Genomic DNA, 22,397 nt, shown 5'->3' on the forward strand with positions numbered 1-22,397 from the left:
CCCCTATACCTTATTAAGGCTAAGACAGGCAAGTTCACGCACCCGGCATATTCCAGAATAACATCCTATTGTTTTAGATGCTCTACAAGCATGAACAGCCGCGAATCGGAAAGATCTTCTAGTTTCGCCCCGACTGACCGCCAAGGGCCAAAATGGCCCCTCCATCCCCGGGCGACCGGCTCTGGCGCGCCAAGGAGTGTCCCCAGCCGGCAGAGAAAAGGAACGTCCCTATCTGCCGGCTAGAGAGCACCGAAGAGGATGGCGTAGGTAGTGGATTCGCCGAGCTTGAGCTCATCGCCGGGATTGAGTTGGGCGGAACGGCCGGGCTCGACTTGAATGCAGACGCGCGTGGCCCCGTTTACCACCACGGTTCCGTTGGTGGACGACAAGTCCTCGACGTGCCAGATATTTTGAGCATCGCACCAGATATGGGCATGGCGGGCCGAGACATCGTCGCCGACGTCGGTAATATCGCCCTCACCAGTGGCCAGCGCGCCAATCTCAACACCCTGCTCACTCGGCTGAATCCAGCGCGGGGCGCTCACGACAAAACTGTTTTGTACGCGCAGCAAGCCCAAGGGGTGCGCCGGGGCGGGTTCACGTTCGCCCGCGGTCAGCGACATGCCAAGCGAACGCGGCGTGGATGTGCCTCCTCCACAGGTCGCGTGCGCGTAGTCGATGGCATAGTTCACCGAGGACCGCACATCCGCCGAACAACCGACGGCGACAAACAGCACCAGCACGGCCTCGGCGCGCTCGGCGGGCATGAGTTCCGCCGCCTGGGACAGGCGATCGAGCGCGTTGCGATAGAGATTCGTGTCCTGGTGGCACTCTTCGAGCGCGCGTACCATCGGTTCACCTGCAGGACCGCACACCATATTGATCACAGCCGTGGAGTCCATGGGATTGCGCTGGCGCAGGGCCAGTTGCGACATAATACGCGCAGCCGAGGTACCGTATTCGGCAAAGTAGCGCTGCTGAAGCGTGCCGACCGGTGCGCGAACGATAAAGCGGGAAACCCAAGAGCGATCGGCGGCTCGGCTCTGCGGGCTGCGGCCGTCGGCGAGCGGACGGGACGAAAGCACCAAGCCGCACAGCTCGATATGGCTCAGATGCGCCGCGCGCTTAAAGATGTCAAACATGGCCCCGCATGGGGTGAGCTCAACTTGAGATGCCATGACCTAGGCCTCCTTGGTCGTAGAAATAGAATCGGACGATACTTCGACAGGTCCGCCAAAAGTACGGGCAGCTGCGGCTCCACCGGCAAGCGGAGTCGCCATCTGGGCTTTTGTGCGTCGCGGTGCCGAAACGGGAAGTTCAAAGGCAAAGCCCATCGCAAGCAAAAACCACGTAAGCGTATAGGTTGCAACCAGAGCGGCAACAAGGCCGCCCATCACGGCGCGTTGGGAAAATACGCTACATGCAGCCACAACCAACACCGGAACCTCGCAGGCAGAAAGCGCAAGCACACCCTGCAGGAACCCCGAGCGCCGATTGCGCGCAAGTGCCCCCGCGGCAACGCCGGCTATGCCTGGCAGCGCCAACGCCAGTGCGGCAATAATACCCGGTAGCGACCCAGACCACACGAGCGATCCCAAAGTCGCCGTCACGCGGGCGCCCGACGCCAGCAGCGCGGCCGAAACCACGACCACAGCCCAAACCACGCCACAGACGACCGTCGCGCCGACCATCAGCGCGCGACGAACCGCGCGGCCAGACGCATCCATGGGGCACGGCGTGAGCGGCTCGCCGCGGAGCGAACGACCGACATTTTGCGCATAGTGGTCACAAAACGCCGAGAGCGCCGCCTCGACCGCCGCCGGCTCGGGACGATCTTTTTGATGGCTGGACAGACAGGCCATCACCACGTCGAACAGCTGGGCATCGACAAACGCCAGCGCATCGCGTAGCTCTTCGGAATCCGGCTCTAGCCCTAGCTGCTGGGCCTGCTCGGCCGCGGCGAGCGCCACATCGGGCTCACGACGAAGCAGCTGAGCCAAATCACAACCGGGCGCATGGGCACCAATGGGATAGTCGGGCCGTGTGTCCATCTTGAGACGGTAGGGGCTCGCGATGTCGCGCGTCTTTTTGCGCGAACCCGAGGTGCCCGAAGTGCTCGGCGCGGCTTCGTATGGCGCGACGCCGGCAATGAGCTCGTAAACCGTGCTTGCCGCGGCATAGACGTCGATCGCCGGCGACATACGCAAAGCGCGCAGGTCGGGAATATCGTCGGTGAGCATCTCGGGCGGGGCATAGGCAACCGTCGCGCGACGCAGCGTGGCATAACGCTCCGTAAACGACGCCTTGCCGCCGGTACCGGCCACGGCCGACGCAGGCTCGAGCGCCAGCGACGAGCCAAAGTCGATCAGGCACAGGTCAAAGGTGCCCTCGGCAAGCTGCCGGTCAAGCGGCAGACGCGCCGTACGCACCATAATATTAGCGGGCGAGATATCGCGATGGACAAAGCCCTCACCCACCAGGCTCATACGGCAGAGCAGATCGAACAGGTCGCGACCCAGACGCGCCGCCACAAGTGGCGACAGGCGTCCGGCATCGTCCACGGCGAGTCGCGAACGCAAGCGGGCAAGTGTCTCGCCCTCGACCCATTCCATGACAATTGCAGGCACACCGTCGACCTCGCCCCAGCCATAGAGGCGGGGAAAGCCCTTAAGGCCCGAAAGGGCGCGATGGCATTCGTATTCCTCGCGAAACGCCGCCTTGAACTTGGCGACCAGCGCCTCGTGAGCGGCATCGTCGTCAAACTCATCGCGCGTCGGCAAGATGAGCTGCTTGAGTGCCACGGCCTCGCCTTGGGCGTTGACGGCACGCGTCACGCGGCCGATACCGCCACGGCGCATGGTGGCATCGTCGGCAAACAGCATCGTGAAACGACGCAGATAGGCAGGCAGTTCGTCCTGACCGAGCGCAATGGCCGGCTCAAACCCGTCGACACGCGCCAGGCGCAGGCCGACCATGGGATCGCGACCGAGCGATTGTGGTGTGGTGGATGCAAGATCGGTCATCATAGGGCAAGCGCCGCCACGTTATTGTTGAAGTTACCGAGCGCGACGTCATCATCGCCGTAATGGCCGACCCATTGACATAGGTTGGTATAACAGCCCCACAGATTGGCATACTGCTGATACCACTTTGACCGGGGCGAGAATGTCTGACGACCGAACTCGGCTCGAATGACGAACATCTCCCCGACCAGGCTGTCGCACGGCCTGGGATCTCCCGTAGAGTTATAGGTCGAGACCACGTCATTGGCACGAGAAACGTAGCCGTCGAGCATGTTGTACTTGGTCACAAGCCAACTGTGAATGCTCTCTTCCTCAGCAGCGGAAAGGCCACCGGAGTTTGCATCGTTGTCAGTGTTGCCGCCCGTCGAGCCACCGTTTCCAGACCCTCCGGTAGAGGAGCCCGACCCAGAGCCGCCGCTCGAACTCGACGAATTCGAGCCGGAGCCAGAAGTATCCGAGCTACCGGGCTTTCCGGACTGCTGGGCGTCCTGCTCCTTCTGCTGCTCGACCTTATTCACCGTTGCCGCCACGCTATTGTTGGACAATCGATCGATGATCTTGGTGTTGGTGAGCACGATGGTTTTGCCATTGGCAAGCGTGACTTCGTTGTCCGGGGCCTCGGCGCCGTCCGCATCGTCGGTGCCAAACACAATATGCCCGACCACACTTGCCCAAGCATATCCAGTCGTGGTGCCCAGATCGCTTTTGGCCTCATGCCCCACGCGCGGTTCGCGTGCGGCATGCGCCTGCATCATGGACGGCACGGTCATGCCATAGGCAGAAACGCCAGCTATGACCAGCACCAGCGAGCACGATAGCAGTGCGTACGCCCGCGGCGCCAAGCCCAGTCGGCGTCGTATGCGCACCGCGGCGCCGCGCTTTGTCTGAGTGCCACCGGGCCGCATGCGTTCTCCTCCAACAAAAACACGCCGCTCGGGAGCGGCGCATTCATTCGAATCCATATTTGAGTGTATCAGCGAACCCAAAAGGTTGCGCAACGAATGAGCAAATTAAGGATGCGAGCGGAAGCATCCATGCGATAAGCGGATACGAAGCATCTTTGTTGCACAACAAACTCACAGTCGCACGGGGAAATTATGACTACCCCGTGCGACTGTGAGGAAAACATACGGCAGGAGCAGGCTCGCCACCTAAATCGCGCGACGGGCCTCGATGGCGCGGCCAAGCGTAAGCTCGTCGGCATACTCCAAGTCGCCGCCCACGGGAAGGCCGCTTGCCAGACGCGACACCTCGACGCCCAACGGCTTGATGGTACGGGCCAGATAGCTCGCCGTGGTCTCGCCCTCAATATTGGGGTTGGTGGCGATGATGACCTCGTGGATGTCCTCGTGGCCCAAGCGTGCCAGCAGCTCTCGAATGTGCAGCTGCTCGGGGCCAATCTTGTCCATGGGACTGATCACGCCGCCCAATACGTGGTAGAGGCCGTGGTAGCTGCCCGTGCGCTCGATTGCCTGGACATCGCGCGGCTCGCCCACCACGCAAATGCGAGTGGTATCGCGCATCGGGTCCTGGCAGATGGAGCACTCGTCGGCCGTGGCGTAGTTAAAGCAGCGGCTGCAAAAGTGGACCTCCTGCTTGACCTCCAGGATGGCCTCGGCCAGGCGGCGCGCCTCCTCGGCGTCGGCCTCCAACAGGTAATAGGCGATGCGCTGGGCCGACTTGGGACCAATGCCCGGCAGACGGCCCAGCTCATCGAGCAGTTTTTGCAGACTGTGGTTGGCACTCATATATATGCGTGTCTTAGAACGGCATGCCCGGGATGTTGAGGCCGCCGGTGATGGCGCCCATCTGCTTGTTGGCGAGCTCGTTGACGCCGCGGACGGCCTCGTTGACGGCAGCCATGATCATATCCTGCAGCATATCGACGTCCTCGGGATCGAGCGCATCGGGATCGATGGTGAGGTTGACGAGCTCCATCTCGCCGTTAACGGTCACCTTGACCATGCCGCCGCCGGCAGAGGCGTCGACGGTCTGGGACTTGAGGTTCTCCTGCGCGGCGGCAAGCTGCTCCTGCATCTTGCGAGCCTGCTTCATCATCTGCTGCATGTTCATACCGGCCATGATGGCTCCTTTACGTGCGGCCGCACGCCGAGCTGCAAGGGCAGCCGGAGCACGGCGGGACTTTCAAACTCAAAAATCGTACCACGGCGCGCGGCGAGAGAGCGGGGCGGACGTGTTACCTCAGTCGATATACATGTCCTCCAATACAAACCGCACTCAAAGATTATGCAAGGTCGAATTATGCAAGGTTGCATAATATCGCACACTCAATCTAGTAGAGCCGAATCCGGCATTTCATGTGCGCCACTAAATAGCTAAATGCCGAACCGCTGCTCGAGGCGGCGCACATGGCGGCAGGGTATAATTTGATTGCCATAGATAGTAATTTGGAGGTGCCCCATGAATGCCCCCAACGCGCTCCAAAACATCCGCTCAAAACACCCCGTTGCATATGTGGTTCTCTATCTCTTTGTCGGCTGGGCATTGCTGGTTGTCATCACCCATGCCATAGCTTTTGGAGCAGAACTGCTGATAGCCAGCTCGGACCAGCCCGTCGTCAAATGGGAGACGACCGATGAGTGCACCGACGGAACCCGAACCGTCTACTACAACAGCCCGTCCCTCTATCAAGAGTTCAAGGTCAAGATAAAGGACTTCAAGATTGTCGATGCCGAGCTAGGCGTTTATTTGGCAATCGGAGCAACCATTAACGCCGAGCAAGTCGAGTACACGGACAGCCATGCGACGTATCGTATCGACCTCAGCATCCTAGGCCGACCGTCACGCACCTGTCTGCTCAAATGCGACATACGCGGCACCACACTACACATGTCCGAAATACAGATGCGCCCGGACAAGGGGTCCTCTTCTTGAGCAGTATACCCGCCTGCGCAGCTACTCCACCGGCTTGAAGATGGTGGCCTGACCGAAGACGCTGCGGATGAGGTCTTTGGCCTCGTCCTCGGTCTGCGGGATGCTCGGGGCTGCGCCCTGGTGGCCGAAGGGGCTGCCGGCGCCGGGGTTGGACTCCCAGGGAGCTGCAGAAGCGTCCTCCTCTTTGGGGGCAGCTACAGCGGACTTGGGCGCGGGCGTCGCACCCGGCACGTCGAACGGAGGAAGATCGTCCCCGCCAGCATCGGCAGCAAAGCCGCCGACCATGGCGTCGTCGTAGGGTACCTGCTCGGATTCCCACGGCGCGGACTGCGCGACAGGCTGAGCCTTGGGGGCAGCCGAGCGCTCGGGCGCACGGGGTGCGGGCTCGGTCGGGAGCTTACCCGTGGCAGGAGCACCGGCGGGGTTGTCGGAGCGTAGCCAGGGGGCTTTGCCCAGGTCAGACGACTTGGGCGCGGGCGAGACGGGCTTGGGCGCGGGTGTCGGAGCAGCCGGTTTGGGCGCCGCGGGCTTAGGCGCCGACGGGGTCGATGCCGCTACCGGTGCCGTTTGCTGCTGCGGCGCGCTGGCGCTCGAGGATACAGGGGCCGCCGAGGACACGGGTTGCGGGTCCGCAGATGCCGCAGCCCGTGCAGATGGAGAATGCTCCTCATGTTGAGGAGCCGGCGTGCCACCCCCATCCAGGACATAGTCGACGGTACGACGACCGAAGACCGCGCAGACCGTCGGCAGGACCACCGACTGCGTATCGGCGCGACCGAGCATCTTAATGGCAAAAGTCGAACCCGCGGGGAACGAGACCGTGAGCTTGGAGCCGTCGTCGGCCGTGGCGCGGGCGTTGAGCAAAAGCCCTGCGTAGGAAGCCTGACGTGCCTTGACACGCTCGACAACCTCGGCCCATTTGCGCTGCAGCTCTCCGGCATCCTCGACCGCGGGCGTCTCGGCAGCACCGGCGACGGCAACCTGGGCGGCATTGTTGGACTGGGGCTTAGGTGCCGGAGCTATGGCAGGCGCGGGGGCCGCAACGGGCTGAGGCGTCGGAGCCGGCGCAGGCTGAGGTGCAGGCGCAGGCTGAGGTGCAGGCGCTGCAGGCTTGGAAGCTGACACGGACGCAGAACGGGGCGAAGGCTGGGCAGCCGGAACAGCAGCACCACGGTCCCAAGGCATACCGCCCTGGCGCGCGGACGTAGCAGCGGGGGCAGCGGATGCCGCCGGGGCGGCAGCGCGGGCGCCCGAAATGAGCGTCGGCTGGTGGGCAGCAGCGGGTACGGATGCTGCAGGCGCGGCGGCCTGAGCAGCAGCCACGCTCGCCGGCACGGCGGCGTTGGCAACCATGGCCTCCAGGCGTGCCACGCGCTCGGCCAATGCCTCAATCGTTAAATCAGCCTCGGGACGCGCCAGACGCGTGCAGGCAATCTCGAGCACCAGGCGCACGTCGCTCGCGCCCCTCATCTCCAGTGCGGCATCGTCGAGCACTGTCAGCACACGAGCCAGGCGGTCGGCAGGATGCTCGCCAAAGGCAGCGGCCTCGGCAGCAAGCGCCTCGGCCTGCTCGGAGCCGCCCTCAAACAACTCGGCACGGGCACCGGTAACGCAGGCAACATACACGTCGCGCACGTGCGCCACCAGGTCGCGCGTCAGCTCCAGCAGATCGTTACCTTCCTCGACCTGCGCGCGAATAAGCCCATACAGCTCGGCAACATCGCGATCGGCAATGGCGCGGGAAAACTCGCCCAGAATCTGGTCCGAAACCTCGCCTAAAAGCGAGCGGGCGTCGTCCGCATGCACAGAACCGTTGCCAAAGACGCTCAGCTGCTCCAGCGTGGACAACGCGTCGCGCATGCCGCCCTTTGCATGGCGCGCCACGATAGCCAGCGCCTCGTCGTCGTAATCGAAGCCCTCCTGCTCGCACACGTATGCCAGGCGATGCTCGATATCCTCGTTGCCGATGCGATGGAAATCGAAACGCTGGCAGCGTGAGAGGATGGTCTCCAGAATCTTTTGCGGGTCGGTGGTGCACAGCACAAAGATCACGTGTGCCGGCGGCTCTTCAAGCGTCTTGAGCAGCGCGTTGAACGCCGCCGTCGTGAGCATGTGGACCTCGTCGATGATATAGATCTTGTACTTGCCGCGCACCGGGGCAAAGTTGACGGAGTTGATGATCTCCTCGCGCACATTGTCCACGCCCGTGCGGCTTGCGGCATCGAGCTCGTAGACATCCGGGTGGTTGCCCTCGGCAATGAGCTCGCACTCCTCGCAAGTACCGTCGGGCATGCAGCCGCTTGCACCCTCGGCGCGCGCTGCCTCGGCATTACGGCACAGCAGCGCCTTGGCCAGAATGCGCGCCATGGTGGTCTTGCCCGTGCCGCGCGGTCCGCAGAACAGGTACGCGTGGGACAGGCGTCCCTCGGTGATGGCGTGCTCGAGCGTCGAGACGATATGCTGCTGGCCCACCACGGAGTCGAAGGTGAGCGGGCGATACTTTCGGTACAACGATTCCATGGGTGCTCCCCCGGGTATACTGAGTCTTGTTGCCGCGACGGCCATGCGGTCGCACGGCATACTGCATTCATAATAACCCGTACGGCGAGCCCGCCGCGATAGGAGTCCAAAGAGCATGGCAGACGCAGAGAGCAACCTCGTTCCCTCCGAAGCAGCCGACCAGGTCGAGGTCGCGCTCGAGGAGCAGGCCGCAGCCAATGACGGCATCCTGTACCTCAACGAGTACCAGTACGAAAACGACCTGGTCACCGACTTCGCCCGCCTGGTCGCCTCGCCCAGGCGTCGCGGCTCGCTGTATGTCGCCGCGGCAATTGCCGCGCTCATCGGCATCGGCATGCTGGTGGCCGGCGGCAACTGGATCAAGTTTGGCGTCGTGTTGATCGTGTTCGGCGCCTTTTTGGCCTGGTGGAGCAAAAACCTGCACCACACCCTCGCCCGCGACTTTATCGACGCCGTCGAGGCCGACGAGTCCATGGGTGGCCGCTATCGCCGCGTCGCCGCCAACGAGGACGGCCTGATGGTTTGGGGCAAGAGCGGCAAGTCGCAGTTTTTCCCGTTTGAGAAGCTCGACCACGTGCTCGACGGCGAGCGCATCTTTGTGGCCATGTTCGCCGACCAGGGCGTGACGATCCCTAAGGAAACCTTCGTCCGTGGCGATGCCGAGCAGTTCGGCCCCTTCCTCAAGGCCCGCATCAACAAAAAACTCCGCATCGAGACCAAGCGCAAGAAGATGAAGGCAGAAAAGGCCGCTGCCGAAGCCAAACAGGGCGACAAGCCCCAGGAGACCAAGGGCAAGCAGCGCAAGCAGAAGAAGAACAAGAAGAAGCGCTAGGCCGGACGCAGGGTCCAGACCCCAGACGGAGCTTAAATTGAATGTCGCCCACCCGCGCGTGCTACACTAGCAGCATCTATGCCACCGCGAACGGCTCGGCTCAGCGCCCGCCACTCGCAAACGAACTTTAAACGCACGAGGGTTGGCCATGCCGCTTTTCTCGCAACATACCGCCCGGTTCTCGCCGGACGTTCCTTTGGAGGGCACCAGCTCTCGCGAGCTGCTCAAGCGGTACCAGCCGCTCGAGACACTTGCGACCGGCGGTTTTGGCTCCATCGAGATCTGCCGCGACACGCACCTGCGCCGCCGCGTCGCCATTAAGCGCATCCCCCTTATCAACGGTGCCGGCATGCCCGCCAGCGACATCATGGATGTCCTGCGCGAGGCGCACACTGCCGCCATGCTTCAACATCCCAATATCGTGCAGGTCATCGACTTTACGCACGACACAGCCTATGCCTACCTGGTTATGGAATATGTCGATGGCATGTCGCTGGCCGAGTTTTTGCACCGCGTGGACGGCCACTCACTTACCTTTGACGAGGCCGCGGCCATTGCCGATGCCCTGGGCCAGGCGCTCACCTTCGCCCATAGTAATGGCGTACTCCACCTGGACATTAAGCCCGCCAACGTGCTCATCGACCACTCGGGCAATGTAAAGCTCACCGACTTTGGCATGGCGCGGCTGTCGTCCGCCGGTGGCTTTGGCGGCTCGCACGGCGGCACCATCGGCTACATGCCGCCCGAGCAGCTCGATATCGAGACCGGCACGGTCGACGAGCGCGCCGATGTCTTTGCCCTCGCCTGTGTGATCTACGAGGGCCTGTGCGGCAGCGCTCCCTTTATGGCGGCCACGCCCGCCGACTCGCTCGACCGCATCATCGGCGGCGCCACCTATCCCAGCGAGCTGATACCACACTTTCCCCCGGGAGCCGAGGCCGCGCTCATGAGCGCGCTCTCCCCCATGCCGCAGGACCGCCCCAACAGCATCGAGGCATTTTGCGACCAGCTCCTTGCCGGTCTGGGCAGCGTGCGCGAGGGCCGTCGCAGCCTGGAGCAAATGGTTGGCGAGCTTTCGGATGACGAGCAGGAGCTCGACGGTATCGAGCCGTCGCACTACGAGGACGACGCCATCGAGGTCGACCCCGCACTCGGCTGGGCAGGCACGCGCTGGAGCCATGCGCGCGACTACACCATGCGCATTATCTCGGCGCTAACGTGCGGCACCTTTAGCTTTTTGCTGATGCAAACGGCCGGGGTCGCGGCGCTTCCCGGCCTGGTCATTGCGGCTATCGCGATCGGAGCGGCGGCTGGCCTGGCCCCCCAGATTGGCTCGGCCATCTCGGCTGTGGGCTTTTTGGTGCTCATGGCCAACGCCACCATGCAGGCGCAGGGCATCCTGTCGATGTTGCCCGTCGCGGTGATCTTTGCCGCCGCCATGTCCGGTTGGTGGATCGCCTGGGGTCGCACCGAGGCTGCCGCGAGCGCCGCACTCACCTGTGCACTCGCGCTTGGCTGTCTGACCGGCAATACCTTCCTGGCAGCTGGGGTCGCCGCCGGCGTCGCGTCATTTTGGCTCGGCCCGGCAAGCGCCGCCGCGGCAACGGGCATGGGCGCGCTTTTTGCCCGCCTGGCGACAGTCGCGCTTTCAGCCGGAGGCGTGCTGGGGCTCGGTAACGTTGCCGCAGCGCTGGGAGACCCGCTCCTTTGGGCTGCCTTTGGGCTGGCCGCGGTAACTGCCGCAGCGTCATCCGCGCTGCTCAATGCCCATGCCAAGCGTGCCAATCAGGGCTCAAACCTTGTCGCAATCGCCGCCATCGCTGTCACCGGCATCGGCTGCGCAGCGGCGTCCTGTCTTGCACACCATATGGAAATTGCCAGCCTTGCGGGCCCGGTCATCGCCAAGGCGGCGGTTGCGGGAATCCTATCCTCTATAATCGTTGGGATATGCCTATATTTGCTCGGATACCAAAGAACCTATACGGAGAGTGATCTTTCGTGAACTTCCTGAACATCTTCGAGGACCACGTGGCCGGCATCTTCGGTGCCACCCGTGCCCCGTTCTCCTTTAAGAAGCTTGCCAAGCAGGCCGCTCGCGACATGGAGGATCAGACTCTGGTGATCAACGGCGTCAACACGGCGCCGGCACTCTATACCATCCTGATCGCCGCCGACGACGATCCCATGCTCGCCCCGTTCTACCCCGAGCTTTCGCGCGAGGTCCGCGAGTTTGTGAAGGCGCAGGCCGAAAAGCGCCGCTATGTCTTTGTCGGCGAGCCCCTCGTGCGCTTTATGATCGATCCGCAGCTGCGCGCCGGCAAGTTCTCGGTCTTTGCCGAGAACGTCGATGCCCCCACGCTCGGCCGCCTGTACGAAGAAGAGCGCGCCTATCAAAACGGCCTGGGCCAGAACAACTCCGCGGCAAGCCGTGCCGCCAGCGCCCCGCGCGCCGGCCAGCAGCAGTTTGCTGCCCCGCAGCAGCAGCGCCCCGCCGCCATGCCCCAGCAGCAGCCGACGCCTCGCGCCGCCGCTCCCGACCCGCTTGCCGTGGCAGACCCCTTCGCGCCTAGCGTCCCCGACCCCGCCGCCGCACCCATCCCGGTGCCTCAGACCGTCTCGCGCGACGCGCTTGCCGGCATGGGCGGAGCCGCCGCGACCGGTGCCGCCGTGGGCCTAGGCGCCGCAGCCGGCATCGCCTCCAACATGGCGAGCACTCGCGCCCCGCAGCGCCCGCTCGCCCAGCTCGTCGACGTCGTGAGCGGCGAGAGCCATAGCATCACCTCCGCACAGGTGACCATCGGTCGCGAGCGCTCAGTTTCCGACATTGCCCTGCGCGACCCCAACGTGTCGCGCCGCCACGCCCAGCTCACCTTTACGGGCTCGGATTGGTCGATCGAGGACCTCAATTCCACCAACGGCACGCTCGTCAACAACCGCCGCATTACGCGCTGCCCGCTGCGCAACGGCGATCTGCTGACGTTTGGCCTGAGTACCTTTGAATTTAGGGGATAGTCGCTTATGAACATCGATATCGTCCTTTTTGCAGGCCGCATCGTCTTGGTCGCCCTGCTCTATATCTTCCTGTTCGCCGTCATGAAGACCAGCGTGGGACTTGTGCGCGGGCAGCGCCGCGACTCGGCTATCTGGACGATTGATGTGGACAAGGGTCCGCGCGGTATCCGCGGCATCCACGTAGACATGCTCGGCCCCGTCATCGTCGGTCGCTCGCCATCTTCGGACATCTGCATCAACGAACCGTTCGTCTCGGCCTCGCATGCGCGCTTTTCGCTGCAGGGCCCGGCGCTCATCATCGAGGACCTCAACTCACTTAACGGCACGCTCGTCAACGGCCGCCAGCTCGTGGAGCCCGCGACGCTGCGTGAGGGCGACGAAGTCCAGATTGGCGACGTGGTCATGAAGGTGAACCGTCGATGATCGACGAGGAGAACAAGTCCGCAATTATGACCGAGGCACCGGCTGCCGCCACAGCCACGCCGGCCCACGCCGCTCCGGCGGGCTCCGCACCCGTGGAACCCGAGGACACCGTGTTCTCCCTGCCTCTTTCGCATGTAACGCATGATATTTCGGATCTCGCCGATAACGAGGACGAAGAGGATGCCGTAGCGGCGCCCATCGGCGCACATGCTGCGGAACAGCCCACAGCGCCCGAAGCAACCCCGGCGCCGGCTCACTTTGCAGAGCCCGTCGCCGCGGCAATCAACGAGAGCGCTGCGGTGTTTGCGGCACCCGAGCCCGCCGCGCCGGCGTTTCCCATAGCCCCGGCATCCGAGGTTGCGCCCGCGTCTACGCCGGCGCCCGAGGCAGGGCCATCCCCCGAGGACGGCCCTGCGCCCGCAAGCGAGTCCGATGCCGTGGCCGAGCCCGCCGCCCAGTCGCAAAGCACGCCCGCGCCGTCGCACTTTTCGACGCCCGAGCCTATAGACGTCAGCCCGCAAGACGACGAGTCGACCGCCCGCGTGTCCGAGGAGCCCGGCTCCCCGGACACCGGCGATTCTGAATCAAACGCCGAGACCGACACCGTCTCTCCCGGTGACACAGCAGAGATCGACGTTGCCGCCGTTGAGGCCAAGCTCAAAGACCCCGGGTCGACCATGAGCTTTGAGCCCCTGACCGAGGAACGCATCGAGACCGACTCGACCTATGATGCCGGCACCACCACGCAACTCATGTGGGGCGCCCGCTCCGACGTTGGCTGCGTGCGCCCGCACAATGAGGATTCCTACCTAGTGCAGTCGCCGCTCTTTTGCGTATGCGACGGCATGGGCGGTCACGCCGCCGGCGAGGTAGCCTCTTCCATCGCCGTCGAGACTATTGCCAAGACAGCTCCTCAGTCTGCCGACGCCGCACGCCTGGCCGCAGCCGTCGAGGCAGCCAACGCCGCCGTAATCGAGGCGGCCCTGAATGGCCTGGGCAAGCCCGGCATGGGCTGCACAGCCACCTGCGCCTATATCGAAAACGACACGCTCGCCATCGCCCACGTGGGCGACTCTCGCGCCTACCTGCTCCACGAGGGCACGCTCATCCGCGTGACCCGCGACCACTCCTACGTGGAGGAGCTCGTGGACGCCGGCGAGATCACGGCAGACGAGGCTCGCGTCCACCCCAACCGTTCGGTCATCACCCGCGCACTGGGCTCGGACCCCGCCATGTATGCCGACCACTTCACTCTGCATATCGAGGAAGGCGACCGCCTGATCCTGTGCTCCGACGGCCTCTCGAGCATGATTCCCGATAGCGATATCGAGAACATCGCCACACAGTCCTCAACCGCGCAAATCTGCGTCGACAACCTAGTGGACGCGGCGCTTGCCGCCGGCGGCCACGACAACGTGACCGTAGTAGTCGTTGACCTGGTTGACGATGGCGTCATGCGCGAGGCGCAACGCGTGCGTCGCCGCAACGTTACTATCGCCGCCATCCTGGCCCTCGTCTTTGTGCTGGCAGCTGGCATCTGGGCCTACACGGGTGTCACCGGCTCGTACTACCTGGGTACCTACCAGGGCAATGTCGCCGTCTGGCGCGGCCTGCCCGGCAAGCCACTCGGACTCAAGCTCCACTGGCTCGAAAGCGAAACCAGCATCAAGCTGTCCGACCTGCCCGAAGACACGCAAAACCGCCTCAAGGCGGGCATTCCGCAAACAAGTGTCGACGATGCGCAGGACACGATATCCAAGTACCGCCACCAGATCGACGAGGAGCAGACCCGCCAGGTGATCGACGCGCAAACGATTCGCGACAACACCAATCAGGGATCGGCCTCCGAATCAGATTCCGAGAAAACCGCCGAACAGTCCGCCGAGGCCGAAGCCTCCGATAAGAATTAGAAAGGGAGTGCCGCTTATGAGTCGCCGCAACACCGAGCTGCTCTTGCTCATCGCCTCGGCGTTCCCCGTCATCCTGCTGTATGCGATGTACGTCCTCACCGCGGGCGCTGCCATCTCCTTTGAGACGCTCGCCGTACCGATCGGCCTCTTTGCCGCCTTTGCCGCGGCCCACATTGCCGTGCGCATCTTGGCGCCCGGTGCCGACCCCGCCATCCTGCCCATCGTATTTATACTTTCGGGCATCGGCATCACGTTCGTGACGCGTCTCGCCCCCGCTCTCGCCATCTCACAGCTCATCATCCTGTTTGTCTCGGTGGCGCTCATGGTGGGAACGCTTGCACTGGTCAAAAACCTCGACGTGGTCATGCGCTACAAGTACACCTTTGGCATTATCGGCATCATCCTGCTGATGCTGCCCATCTTTATCGGCACCACGATCTCGGGCTCCAAGCTGTGGATTCGCATCGCGGGCTTTACCATCCAGCCTGGCGAGTTCGCCAAGGTCTTTATCGTCCTGTTCCTGGCCGGCTACCTAGCCGAGAACCGCGAGCTGCTCTCCATCTCCAACCGCAAGATCCTGGGCTTTAAGATCCCTCGTCTGCGACTGCTGCTGCCGCTGTTTGCCGTGTGGGGCGTGTGCCTGCTCGTCGTCGTCTTCGAACGCGACCTGGGTTCGGCCGTGCTGTTCTACACCATCTTCTTGCTGATGCTCTACGTTGCCACGGGGCGCTTTTCGTATGTCGTTATCGGCCTTGCGCTCTTAGCCGTTGGAGCCGTGGGCGCCTACAAGTTCCTGTCGCACGTTCAGGTGCGTTTCCAGGTTTGGGTCGATCCGTTTAAGGACGCCCAGGGCCAGGGCTACCAGATTGTCCAGTCGCTCTTCTCGCTTGCCGATGGCGGTCTGGTCGGCGTTGGCATCGGCAACGGGATGGCCAACAACATCCCCGTCGTCGAGTCCGACTTTATCTTCTCGGCCATCGGCGAGGAGATGGGTCTTTTGGGCGGCGGCGCCGTGCTCATCCTGTTTATGCTCTTTGCCGTGCGTGGCCTCACCACAGCTGCCCGCGCTAAATCCGACCTCGCCGCCTTTAGCGCCACCGGTCTTACGGCAGCCATCAGCTTCCAGGCCTTTTTGATCGTGGGCGGCGTCACCCGCCTGATCCCGCTGACCGGCGTCACTCTGCCCTTTATGAGCCAGGGCGGCTCCTCGCTGCTGGCGAGCTTTATCATCGTCGCGCTCCTGCTGCGCGCCGGTGACGAGGCTACCGGACGCGAGGCCGAGCTTACCGGCACCGGCACCATGGCCGCCATCACCGATGATCAGGTCGCATCTGCCGCCGCCCCGACGGGCACGCGCTTTGCCACCTCGTCTTCCTACGGCAGCGGCAGCCATTCCGTCGGCTCGCGCATGCGACGTCGCCTGCTCGACACGCCTGAATCCGGTGTGCTCGGCCGCGTTGCGCTCGCCAACCGTCTAACCCGCGCGGTGCTCGCCTTTACGGCGCTGTTCGCCATCCTTATCGGGAACCTCACCTATGTCCAGGTCATCAAGGCCAAGGACTATCAGGACATGCCGACCAACAACCACACCATCGCCCGCTCCAAGTACATCCAGCGCGGTTCCATCATCACGTCCGACGGCGTGACGCTGGCCGAGTCGCTGCAGCAGGAGGACGGCACCTACGTACGCTCCTACCCCAACGGTAACCTAGCAGCGCACGTGGTTGGCTACGTGAGCCAGCAGTATGGCACCACCGCCATCGAGAGCGTCATGAACGACACGCTCACCGGCTCTAAGGATTACTCCAGCTGGAACAACGCCATCGCGTCGCTCGCGGGCCAGACCCAGCCGGGCAACACCGCCAAGCTCACCATCGACTCGCGTATCCAGACGGCTGCTGAGCAGGCGCTCAAGGGCTTTAAGGGCGCTGTAGTGGTCATCGACCCGCGTACCGGCGCGGTGCTCGCATGTGCCAGCTCGCCCACCTACGACAACACCAACATCGATGCCCTGCTGCAGACGGGCGGCGGCGAGGACGGCTCCATGTACAATCGCGCCATGGACGCGCTGTACACGCCGGGCTCAACGTTTAAGGTCGTTACGCTTTCCGCGGCACTCGAAACCGGTACCGCCAGCCTGACCAGCACCTACCAGGCGCCCGACTCCATGGATATCGGCAACGCACCGGTCACCAACTATGCCAACGAGAGCTACGGCACCATCAGCCTGCAGCAGGCCTTTGCCGTGTCCTCCAACGTCGTCTTTGGCCAGGTGGCAAACGAAGTTGGCGCAAACACGCTCGTACAGTTTGCCAACGCCTTTGGCTACGGCCAAAAGCTCGGCCAGGACCTGACCTCCGCGGCCTCCATCATGGCCGACCCGTCGCTCATGACCGAGTGGGAGACCGCCTGGGCCGGCGCCGGCCAGCCTGTCGGCATGGACCACACGCCCGGCCCGCAGACCACCGTCATGCAAAACGCCGTGATTGCCGCCGCCATCGCTAACAGCGGCGTGGTCATGGACCCGTACTTTGTAGCCCAGGTACTCGCCCCGGACGGAACCGTGGTCAAGACCACGCAGTCCCGCTCGCTGGGTCAGGCCGTCAGCTCCGCCACGGCCGACCAGGTCAAGCAGGCCATGCTTGCCGTCGTCCAGTCCGGCACCGGCACCGATGCCCAGATCCCCGGCGTCAAGGTCGCCGGCAAGACCGGCTCGGCCGAGACCGGCGGCACCAACGTCAACTCGATGTTCGTTGGCTTTGCACCTTACGATTCACCCACGGTCGCCATCTCGGTGGCCTTGGAGGATTTCGACAAGCATGACGTCAAGGCCGCCAAGATCGCCGGTATCGTCCTGACCGCGGCGCTTGCCGCACAGGGAGCGTGATACCCATGATCGAATCGGGCACCCGAGGCGCGCCGCGGCCGAAGAGTTAGCGGCAAAGCGCCACACGGCCCCAGCGGCCACATCGTAGGTACTACACACATCGTTGAGCGAATAGTTATGTTAGGAGCAGGAATGGAACAGAGGGTCCTCGGGGGAAGATACCTCCTCAAGGATAAGGTGGGAACAGGCGGCATGGCGACCGTCTACCGTGCACAGGACCAGGTCCTCGACCGCACGGTTGCCGTCAAGATTATGCTGCCGCAGTATGCTGGCGACGCAACCTTCGCCGCACGCTTTAAGCAGGAGGCCCAGGCAGCAGCCGGTCTCTCCTCCCCCTATATCGTGGGCGTCTACGATTGGGGCAAGGACGGCGACACCTATTACATCGTCATGGAGTACCTGCGCGGCACCGACCTTAAGAGCGGCATCAAGAGCCACGGCGCCCTCGACCCCAAGAAGGTCGCCCAGATCGGCTCGCAGATCAGCTCCGCGCTTTCGGTCGCCCACAAGCACGAGATCATCCACCGCGACATTAAGCCGCAGAACATCATGGTGCTGCCCGACGGCAACATCAAGGTGATGGACTTTGGCATCGCGCGCGCCAAGAACAGCCACCTCACGCAAGACAACAACGTGCTGGGAACCGCCCACTACGTCAGCCCCGAGCAGACCCGTGGTCAGGACCTCGGCCCCACCTCGGATATCTACTCGCTGGGCGTCGTGATGTATGAATGCGCCACCGGCCGCGTTCCCTTTGACGGTGACGACGCCATCTCGGTCGCACTCAAGCAGGTCAACGAGTTGCCTATTCCGCCGAGCCAGATCAACTCCGGTGTCGACGCCGACCTTGAGCGCATCATCCTCAAGTGCATGGAGAAGGACCCGGCAAACCGCTTCCAGACCGCCGACGAGCTTCGTCAGGTGCTCAATAGTTACCTGTCGGGCCGTGCCGTCAACGTCTCGGAGCCCACGCGCATCATCGGTGCCCCCGGTGAGCTGGGCGCCACCAAGACTCGCGAGCTTTCCGATCAGACGCGCGCCATGGTGCGTCCCGTCTCGGGCGTGAGCGGCCAGAATACCGCCCGTAGCTCGGTTTCGGGCTCCACCGGCTCCTACGAGGTCGAAAAGCCCAAATCCAACAAGAACAAGATCATCGCCGCCGTGGTGGCAGCCGTTGCCGTCATCGGCATCGTGGTGGCCTTTGCCACAGGACTCTTTGGCGGCGAGCAGGTCACCGTGCCCGATGTGCTGGGCAAGGACCAGCAGACTGCCGTCGAGCTGATCAAGGAAGCCGGCCTCGAGGTCGGCACCATCGACCAAAGCTACAACGACGATGTCGACGAGGGCAAGGTCGCCGAGCAGACGCCCAACGGCAACACCAAGAAGGCCAAGGGCACCAAGGTGAACCTGGTAATCTCCAAGGGCCCCAAGCCCTCCGAGAAGGTTGAGGTTCCCCAGCTTGTCGGCCTGACCAAGGACCAGGCAGAAGCTGCGCTGGCAAGCGTCGGCCTGAAGGGCAACGCCTCCGAGGAGGCCAACGAGGCCGATGAGGGCCAGGTCTTTGAGCAGGTCACCGAAGCCGGTAAGGAAGTCGCGAAGGGCACGACCATCTCGTACAAGGTCTCGAGCGGCCCAGATACCACGTCCGTCCCCGACCTGACCGACATGACCGAGGCCCAAGCACGCAACGCCCTCGATATGGCAGGCTTTGGCGTCGACGTGAGCTACCAGGAGAACGACTCGGTTACCGAGGGCACCGTGATCAGCTGGAACCCCAGCGGCAAGCAGAAGCCCGGCGCCACGATTACCGTCGTCATTGCCAAGAAGTCCGGCAAGGCCAGTATTCCGGGCAACCTGTACGGCAAGAGCATCTCCGCCGCCGTCACCGCGCTCAACAACGCCGGTTTCTATAACATCGGCTTCTGTGACCAGAACGGCAATCCCGTAAGCGGTAACGAGGATGCCACCGTTACGGGCGTCTCCCCCACCGGCAAGCAGTCCACCGACAGCACGATCACGCTAACAGTCGCACTTTCTGGCTCGGGCTCTGGCTCTGGCTCGGGCACGGGTGACGATTCCGGTACGACCAACTAGTCGTCACCCCACCGCTCATCACGGCTCTCGCCGCAAACATATTCGCTCACAGGTGCCCGCTTGCTCCCCCAGCAAGCGGGCGCTTTCTTTATCTGAAGCAGCGAATACTCCGGCATGCCTTAAACCAGAAGAGCCCGGCACCGTAGCGGTACCAGGCTCGATATTTCTCTGGTGCCCCCGGGCGGATTCGAAAACTCCCCCCGCGGGAAATTGGTGACGCGGGTGTCGACGGTCCGAATCCGCCGACAGCTCCCACAAACCAGAAACGGCGCCGCTCTCGCGACGCCGTCATAATCTTATGGTGCCCCCGGGCGGATTCGAACCGTCGACACCCGCTTTAGGAGAGCGGTGCTCTATCCCCTGAGCTACGGAGGCATGTTGTACTAGTGTAGCAGATTTACTGCATCGCAATACGTCGCATGACTAGACTTCGAAGTTGCGGTGGAATAGTTCCTGTCTGAAGCATCTAAAGCCATATTTAGGAACTATTTCACCGCAACTTATGAGGAGCTAGTTGCCTTTGTGGAAGAGGTTTTTGATAACGGAGAGGATGCTCTTGGCGCCCTTGGCCGTCACATCGATAAAGTCGGGCGAACGCACGAGCTTATCCTCGTCGACGTACTTGCGGACCGCGCGAAGCGTCTCTTTGTCGTCGCGCGTCGAAAACGTAAAGTGACCGTTGTCCTTGGTGAAGATGGCAAAACGCGTAATCTTCTTGGTGCCGCGCAAAACCTCGGCGGCAATATAGTCGACCTCGTCCCACGGGATTTGAATATAATCCTCGGGATTGCGCTCGTTATAGTACTCAAACGCCTTATTGCCCACCATCACGTTACCGTGGCTGGTAAGCCCCATCAGGCAGGTTGCCGGCGTTGCCAGATCGACCGTGCTGTTCTGAGATTGCGCCATACGCGCCTCGCCCTCCAATAAAAACAATCGGACCGCATCCAGTGTACCCACCGGGTGCGGTCCGTTTCAATGGCTCAAAAGCCCTTACCTAGCAACTCTCGGTCTTAAGCCGAAGCGTGCTTACATGAAGCCGCAGAAGCGACCGATGATGCCGACGGCGAAGAGAGCCAGGATGATGACGATCGGGCTGACCTTCTTCTTGAGGAGCTTGCAGACCAGCAGGGTCAGGCACACGGCGGCAAGGCCGGGGATGAGCTGATCGAGGTTGGCCTGAAGCGTGGTGACCTTCATCTGATCAAGGGCGGTAGCACCGACGGAGTTGTACATCGTCAGCGCTTCCCTGATACCCTCGGAACCGGAGGGCAGGCTAGCCCAGTCGATAAAAGCGCCAGCAGACTGCTTGACCGTGGAGACGATCGGGGTGAAGGAAATGGACACCCAGCGCTCGACCAGGGCGCCGATGATGAACATACCCAGGATGGAAGCGCCCTCGGTGACCTTGCCCATCAGACCACCGGAGAGGTCCTTGGCGATGGAGGAGCCGACCTTGTAGCCAAACTCCTGCGTGTACCACAGGAAAGCGTAACGGATGATGTTCCACGCGAAGAAGAACAGCAGCGGACCGACGATGCTGCCGGACATGGCCAGGGAAGCGCCCAGAGCGCCCAGAATCGGGCGAAGGGTGAACCAGAAGACGGGGTCACCGACGCCGGCGAGCGGGCCCATCATACCGACCTTGACGCCCTGGATGGCGACATCATCGATCGGAGCACCGTTGGCGCGCTCCTCCTCGAGGGCGAGGGTAACGCCAATGACGGGGGCGGAAACATAGGGGTGGGTGTTATAGAACTCCAGGTGGCGCTTAAGAGCGGCAATCTGGTCATCCTTGCTGGTGTAGAGCTTCTTGATCGCAGGGATCATTGCGAAGCACCAGCCGCCGTTCTGCATACGCTCGTAGTTCCACGAGCCCTGAAGGAACTGATGACGGAAGCAAACCTTCTTGCGGTCAGCCTTGGTGAGCTGAATCTTGTTCTCTGCCATATGTATCACTCCCCTCCTACTCGTAATCGTTCAGAATGTCGCCGAGCGGGTCGCCGGAGCCACCGCCCATGCCGCCACCCTGCTTGGCCAGATCCTTAAGGCCAAGGTAGATGAGGGCAAGGGAGATGCCGATGAGGCCAAGGGCGATCAGCGTGAGCTGAGGGATGGCAGCAAGGACAAAGCCGAGGACGAAGAACGGCCAGGTCTCCTTGGTGGCCATCATGTTGATGACCATGGCGTAACCGACGGAAGCGACCATGCCGCCGCCGACAGCCATGCCGCCGGACAGCCAGTCGGGCATAGCGTTAAGCGCGTTGGTAACGGCCTCGGCCGGGATGACGCACAGAAGCACTGCCGGGATGGCGATACGAAGGCCCTGCATGAGGATGGCAGCATACTGCCAGCGCTCGATGCCGGAGAAGTCGCCCTTCTCGGCGCAACCGTCCATGGCGTGAGCGATAGCGGTAGCAATGGTACGGCAGATCATGGTCAGGAACAGACCAGCGACCGACAGCGGGACGGCGACGGCGATAGCGGTGGTAACGGCCTTACCCGAATCGGTGGCGCCACCGTTGAGGGCGAGCACCATGATGATCGAAGAAGCGACCGAGGCCAGAGCGGCGTCAGGCGCGACAGCGGCGCCGACGTTAGCCCAGCCAAGGGCCATCATCTGGAGCGAACCGCCCAGGAGGATACCCTCCTGAAGGTGACCGGTTACGAGACCGATAAGCGTGCATGCCACGAGCGGCTGATGGAACTGGAACTCATCCAGAATGCCTTCCATACCGGCAAGCAACGCGACAATCGCAACAAGCAGAATAGTGATTGCAGACATGTATCGGACCCTCCTT

At 62.9% G+C, this 22,397-nt stretch carries 17 protein-coding genes and 1 tRNA gene; 8 read left to right on the forward strand and 10 right to left on the reverse strand.

Annotated elements, in window-relative coordinates:
- Positions 1 to 239: 239 nt before the first annotated feature.
- The 5 genes from AB5405_RS01850 to AB5405_RS01870 form a co-directional block, all read right to left on the reverse strand.
- Positions 240 to 1,178 (reverse strand): FHA domain-containing protein, encoded by a 939-nt coding sequence (locus AB5405_RS01850; protein WP_118270928.1) that lies wholly within the window; start codon positions 1,176 to 1,178, stop codon positions 240 to 242.
- Between the two features lie 3 nt (positions 1,179 to 1,181).
- Positions 1,182 to 3,026 (reverse strand): serine/threonine protein kinase, encoded by a 1,845-nt coding sequence (locus AB5405_RS01855; RefSeq protein ID WP_368137396.1) that lies wholly within the window; start codon positions 3,024 to 3,026, stop codon positions 1,182 to 1,184.
- Positions 3,023 to 3,928 (reverse strand): hypothetical protein, encoded by a 906-nt coding sequence (locus tag AB5405_RS01860; RefSeq protein ID WP_368137397.1) that lies wholly within the window; start codon positions 3,926 to 3,928, stop codon positions 3,023 to 3,025. The genes AB5405_RS01855 and AB5405_RS01860 overlap by 4 nt, the downstream gene beginning before the upstream one ends.
- Before the next feature lie 246 nt (positions 3,929 to 4,174).
- A complete protein-coding gene (gene recR, locus AB5405_RS01865) occupies positions 4,175 to 4,771 on the reverse strand; it encodes a recombination mediator RecR (protein ID WP_006235173.1) in 597 nt (198 codons plus the stop codon).
- 13 nt (positions 4,772 to 4,784) lie between these two features.
- The gene (locus AB5405_RS01870) at positions 4,785 to 5,105 is read right to left on the reverse strand and encodes a YbaB/EbfC family nucleoid-associated protein (protein WP_006235174.1); all 321 of its coding nucleotides are present in this window, start codon (positions 5,103 to 5,105) and stop codon (positions 4,785 to 4,787) included.
- Positions 5,106 to 5,444: 339 nt separating this feature from the next.
- On the opposite strand from AB5405_RS01870, the gene AB5405_RS01875 reads away from it, so the two are divergent.
- On the forward strand, positions 5,445 to 5,918 hold the full coding sequence (locus AB5405_RS01875; protein ID WP_006235175.1) for a hypothetical protein: 474 nt from the start codon (positions 5,445 to 5,447) through the stop codon (positions 5,916 to 5,918).
- A 21-nt stretch (positions 5,919 to 5,939) separates the two neighbouring features.
- Here the strand turns inward: AB5405_RS01875 and dnaX are convergent, their stop codons facing one another.
- Positions 5,940 to 8,438 (reverse strand): DNA polymerase III subunit gamma/tau, encoded by a 2,499-nt coding sequence (gene dnaX / locus AB5405_RS01880; RefSeq protein WP_368137398.1) that lies wholly within the window; start codon positions 8,436 to 8,438, stop codon positions 5,940 to 5,942.
- A 115-nt stretch (positions 8,439 to 8,553) separates the two neighbouring features.
- On the opposite strand from dnaX, the gene AB5405_RS01885 reads away from it, so the two are divergent.
- The 7 genes from AB5405_RS01885 to pknB all read left to right on the forward strand — a co-directional run bounded on the left by AB5405_RS01885 (position 8,554) and on the right by pknB (position 19,596).
- Positions 8,554 to 9,270 carry a hypothetical protein gene (locus AB5405_RS01885; protein ID WP_368137399.1) on the forward strand — a complete coding sequence of 239 codons (717 nt, stop codon included), beginning with the start codon at positions 8,554 to 8,556 and terminating at the stop codon, positions 9,268 to 9,270.
- A gap of 148 nt (positions 9,271 to 9,418) precedes the next feature.
- Positions 9,419 to 11,272: a serine/threonine-protein kinase gene (locus AB5405_RS01890; RefSeq protein WP_368137400.1), complete on the forward strand. Its 1,854-nt coding sequence runs from the start codon at positions 9,419 to 9,421 to the stop codon at positions 11,270 to 11,272.
- The gene (locus AB5405_RS01895; RefSeq protein ID WP_035136732.1) at positions 11,269 to 12,282 is read left to right on the forward strand and encodes an FhaA domain-containing protein; all 1,014 of its coding nucleotides are present in this window, start codon (positions 11,269 to 11,271) and stop codon (positions 12,280 to 12,282) included. The genes AB5405_RS01890 and AB5405_RS01895 overlap by 4 nt, the downstream gene beginning before the upstream one ends.
- Before the next feature lie 6 nt (positions 12,283 to 12,288).
- Positions 12,289 to 12,705, forward strand: a complete 417-nt coding sequence (locus AB5405_RS01900; RefSeq protein ID WP_368137402.1) for an FHA domain-containing protein — start codon at positions 12,289 to 12,291, stop codon at positions 12,703 to 12,705.
- Positions 12,702 to 14,615: a Stp1/IreP family PP2C-type Ser/Thr phosphatase gene (locus tag AB5405_RS01905; RefSeq protein ID WP_368137403.1), complete on the forward strand. Its 1,914-nt coding sequence runs from the start codon at positions 12,702 to 12,704 to the stop codon at positions 14,613 to 14,615. Before AB5405_RS01900 ends, AB5405_RS01905 begins: the two co-directional genes overlap by 4 nt.
- 16 nt (positions 14,616 to 14,631) lie before the next feature.
- Positions 14,632 to 17,502 (forward strand): FtsW/RodA/SpoVE family cell cycle protein, encoded by a 2,871-nt coding sequence (locus AB5405_RS01910; protein ID WP_368137405.1) that lies wholly within the window; start codon positions 14,632 to 14,634, stop codon positions 17,500 to 17,502.
- Positions 17,503 to 17,634: 132 nt separating this feature from the next.
- Positions 17,635 to 19,596, forward strand: a complete 1,962-nt coding sequence (gene pknB, locus AB5405_RS01915) for a Stk1 family PASTA domain-containing Ser/Thr kinase (RefSeq protein ID WP_368137406.1) — start codon at positions 17,635 to 17,637, stop codon at positions 19,594 to 19,596.
- 299 nt (positions 19,597 to 19,895) lie between these two features.
- Here the strand turns inward: pknB and AB5405_RS01920 are convergent.
- The 4 genes from AB5405_RS01920 to AB5405_RS01935 all read right to left on the reverse strand — a co-directional run bounded on the left by AB5405_RS01920 (position 19,896) and on the right by AB5405_RS01935 (position 22,381).
- Positions 19,896 to 19,971 (reverse strand) — tRNA-Arg (locus tag AB5405_RS01920).
- A gap of 135 nt (positions 19,972 to 20,106) precedes the next feature.
- Positions 20,107 to 20,505, reverse strand: a complete 399-nt coding sequence (locus AB5405_RS01925; RefSeq protein ID WP_368137408.1) for a DUF956 family protein — start codon at positions 20,503 to 20,505, stop codon at positions 20,107 to 20,109.
- A gap of 120 nt (positions 20,506 to 20,625) precedes the next feature.
- Positions 20,626 to 21,546 (reverse strand): PTS system mannose/fructose/sorbose family transporter subunit IID, encoded by a 921-nt coding sequence (locus tag AB5405_RS01930; protein WP_368137409.1) that lies wholly within the window; start codon positions 21,544 to 21,546, stop codon positions 20,626 to 20,628.
- Between the two features lie 16 nt (positions 21,547 to 21,562).
- The gene (locus tag AB5405_RS01935; protein WP_368137410.1) at positions 21,563 to 22,381 is read right to left on the reverse strand and encodes a PTS mannose/fructose/sorbose transporter subunit IIC; all 819 of its coding nucleotides are present in this window, start codon (positions 22,379 to 22,381) and stop codon (positions 21,563 to 21,565) included.
- Between the last annotated feature and the right edge of the window lie 16 nt (positions 22,382 to 22,397).

Source organism: Collinsella aerofaciens, assembly GCF_040920445.1.
GTDB classification, from domain to species: domain Bacteria; phylum Actinomycetota; class Coriobacteriia; order Coriobacteriales; family Coriobacteriaceae; genus Collinsella; species Collinsella aerofaciens_BH.

What these genes read in the sequence shown, in the direction of transcription:
- AB5405_RS01850 (WP_118270928.1), bottom strand. Translation starts at nt 1,178, where the DNA reads ATGGCATCTCAAGTTGAGCTCACCCCATGCGGGGCCATGTTTGACATC.
- AB5405_RS01855 (WP_368137396.1), bottom strand. Translation starts at nt 3,026, where the DNA reads ATGATGACCGATCTTGCATCCACCACACCACAATCGCTCGGTCGCGAT.
- AB5405_RS01860 (WP_368137397.1), bottom strand. Translation starts at nt 3,928, where the DNA reads ATGCGGCCCGGTGGCACTCAGACAAAGCGCGGCGCCGCGGTGCGCATA.
- recR (WP_006235173.1), bottom strand. Translation starts at nt 4,771, where the DNA reads ATGAGTGCCAACCACAGTCTGCAAAAACTGCTCGATGAGCTGGGCCGT.
- AB5405_RS01870 (WP_006235174.1), bottom strand. Translation starts at nt 5,105, where the DNA reads ATGGCCGGTATGAACATGCAGCAGATGATGAAGCAGGCTCGCAAGATG.
- AB5405_RS01875 (WP_006235175.1), top strand. Translation starts at nt 5,445, where the DNA reads ATGAATGCCCCCAACGCGCTCCAAAACATCCGCTCAAAACACCCCGTT.
- dnaX (WP_368137398.1), bottom strand. Translation starts at nt 8,438, where the DNA reads ATGGAATCGTTGTACCGAAAGTATCGCCCGCTCACCTTCGACTCCGTG.
- AB5405_RS01885 (WP_368137399.1), top strand. Translation starts at nt 8,554, where the DNA reads ATGGCAGACGCAGAGAGCAACCTCGTTCCCTCCGAAGCAGCCGACCAG.
- AB5405_RS01890 (WP_368137400.1), top strand. Translation starts at nt 9,419, where the DNA reads ATGCCGCTTTTCTCGCAACATACCGCCCGGTTCTCGCCGGACGTTCCT.
- AB5405_RS01900 (WP_368137402.1), top strand. Translation starts at nt 12,289, where the DNA reads ATGAACATCGATATCGTCCTTTTTGCAGGCCGCATCGTCTTGGTCGCC.
- AB5405_RS01905 (WP_368137403.1), top strand. Translation starts at nt 12,702, where the DNA reads ATGATCGACGAGGAGAACAAGTCCGCAATTATGACCGAGGCACCGGCT.
- AB5405_RS01910 (WP_368137405.1), top strand. Translation starts at nt 14,632, where the DNA reads ATGAGTCGCCGCAACACCGAGCTGCTCTTGCTCATCGCCTCGGCGTTC.
- pknB (WP_368137406.1), top strand. Translation starts at nt 17,635, where the DNA reads ATGGAACAGAGGGTCCTCGGGGGAAGATACCTCCTCAAGGATAAGGTG.
- AB5405_RS01925 (WP_368137408.1), bottom strand. Translation starts at nt 20,505, where the DNA reads ATGGCGCAATCTCAGAACAGCACGGTCGATCTGGCAACGCCGGCAACC.
- AB5405_RS01930 (WP_368137409.1), bottom strand. Translation starts at nt 21,546, where the DNA reads ATGGCAGAGAACAAGATTCAGCTCACCAAGGCTGACCGCAAGAAGGTT.
- AB5405_RS01935 (WP_368137410.1), bottom strand. Translation starts at nt 22,381, where the DNA reads ATGTCTGCAATCACTATTCTGCTTGTTGCGATTGTCGCGTTGCTTGCC.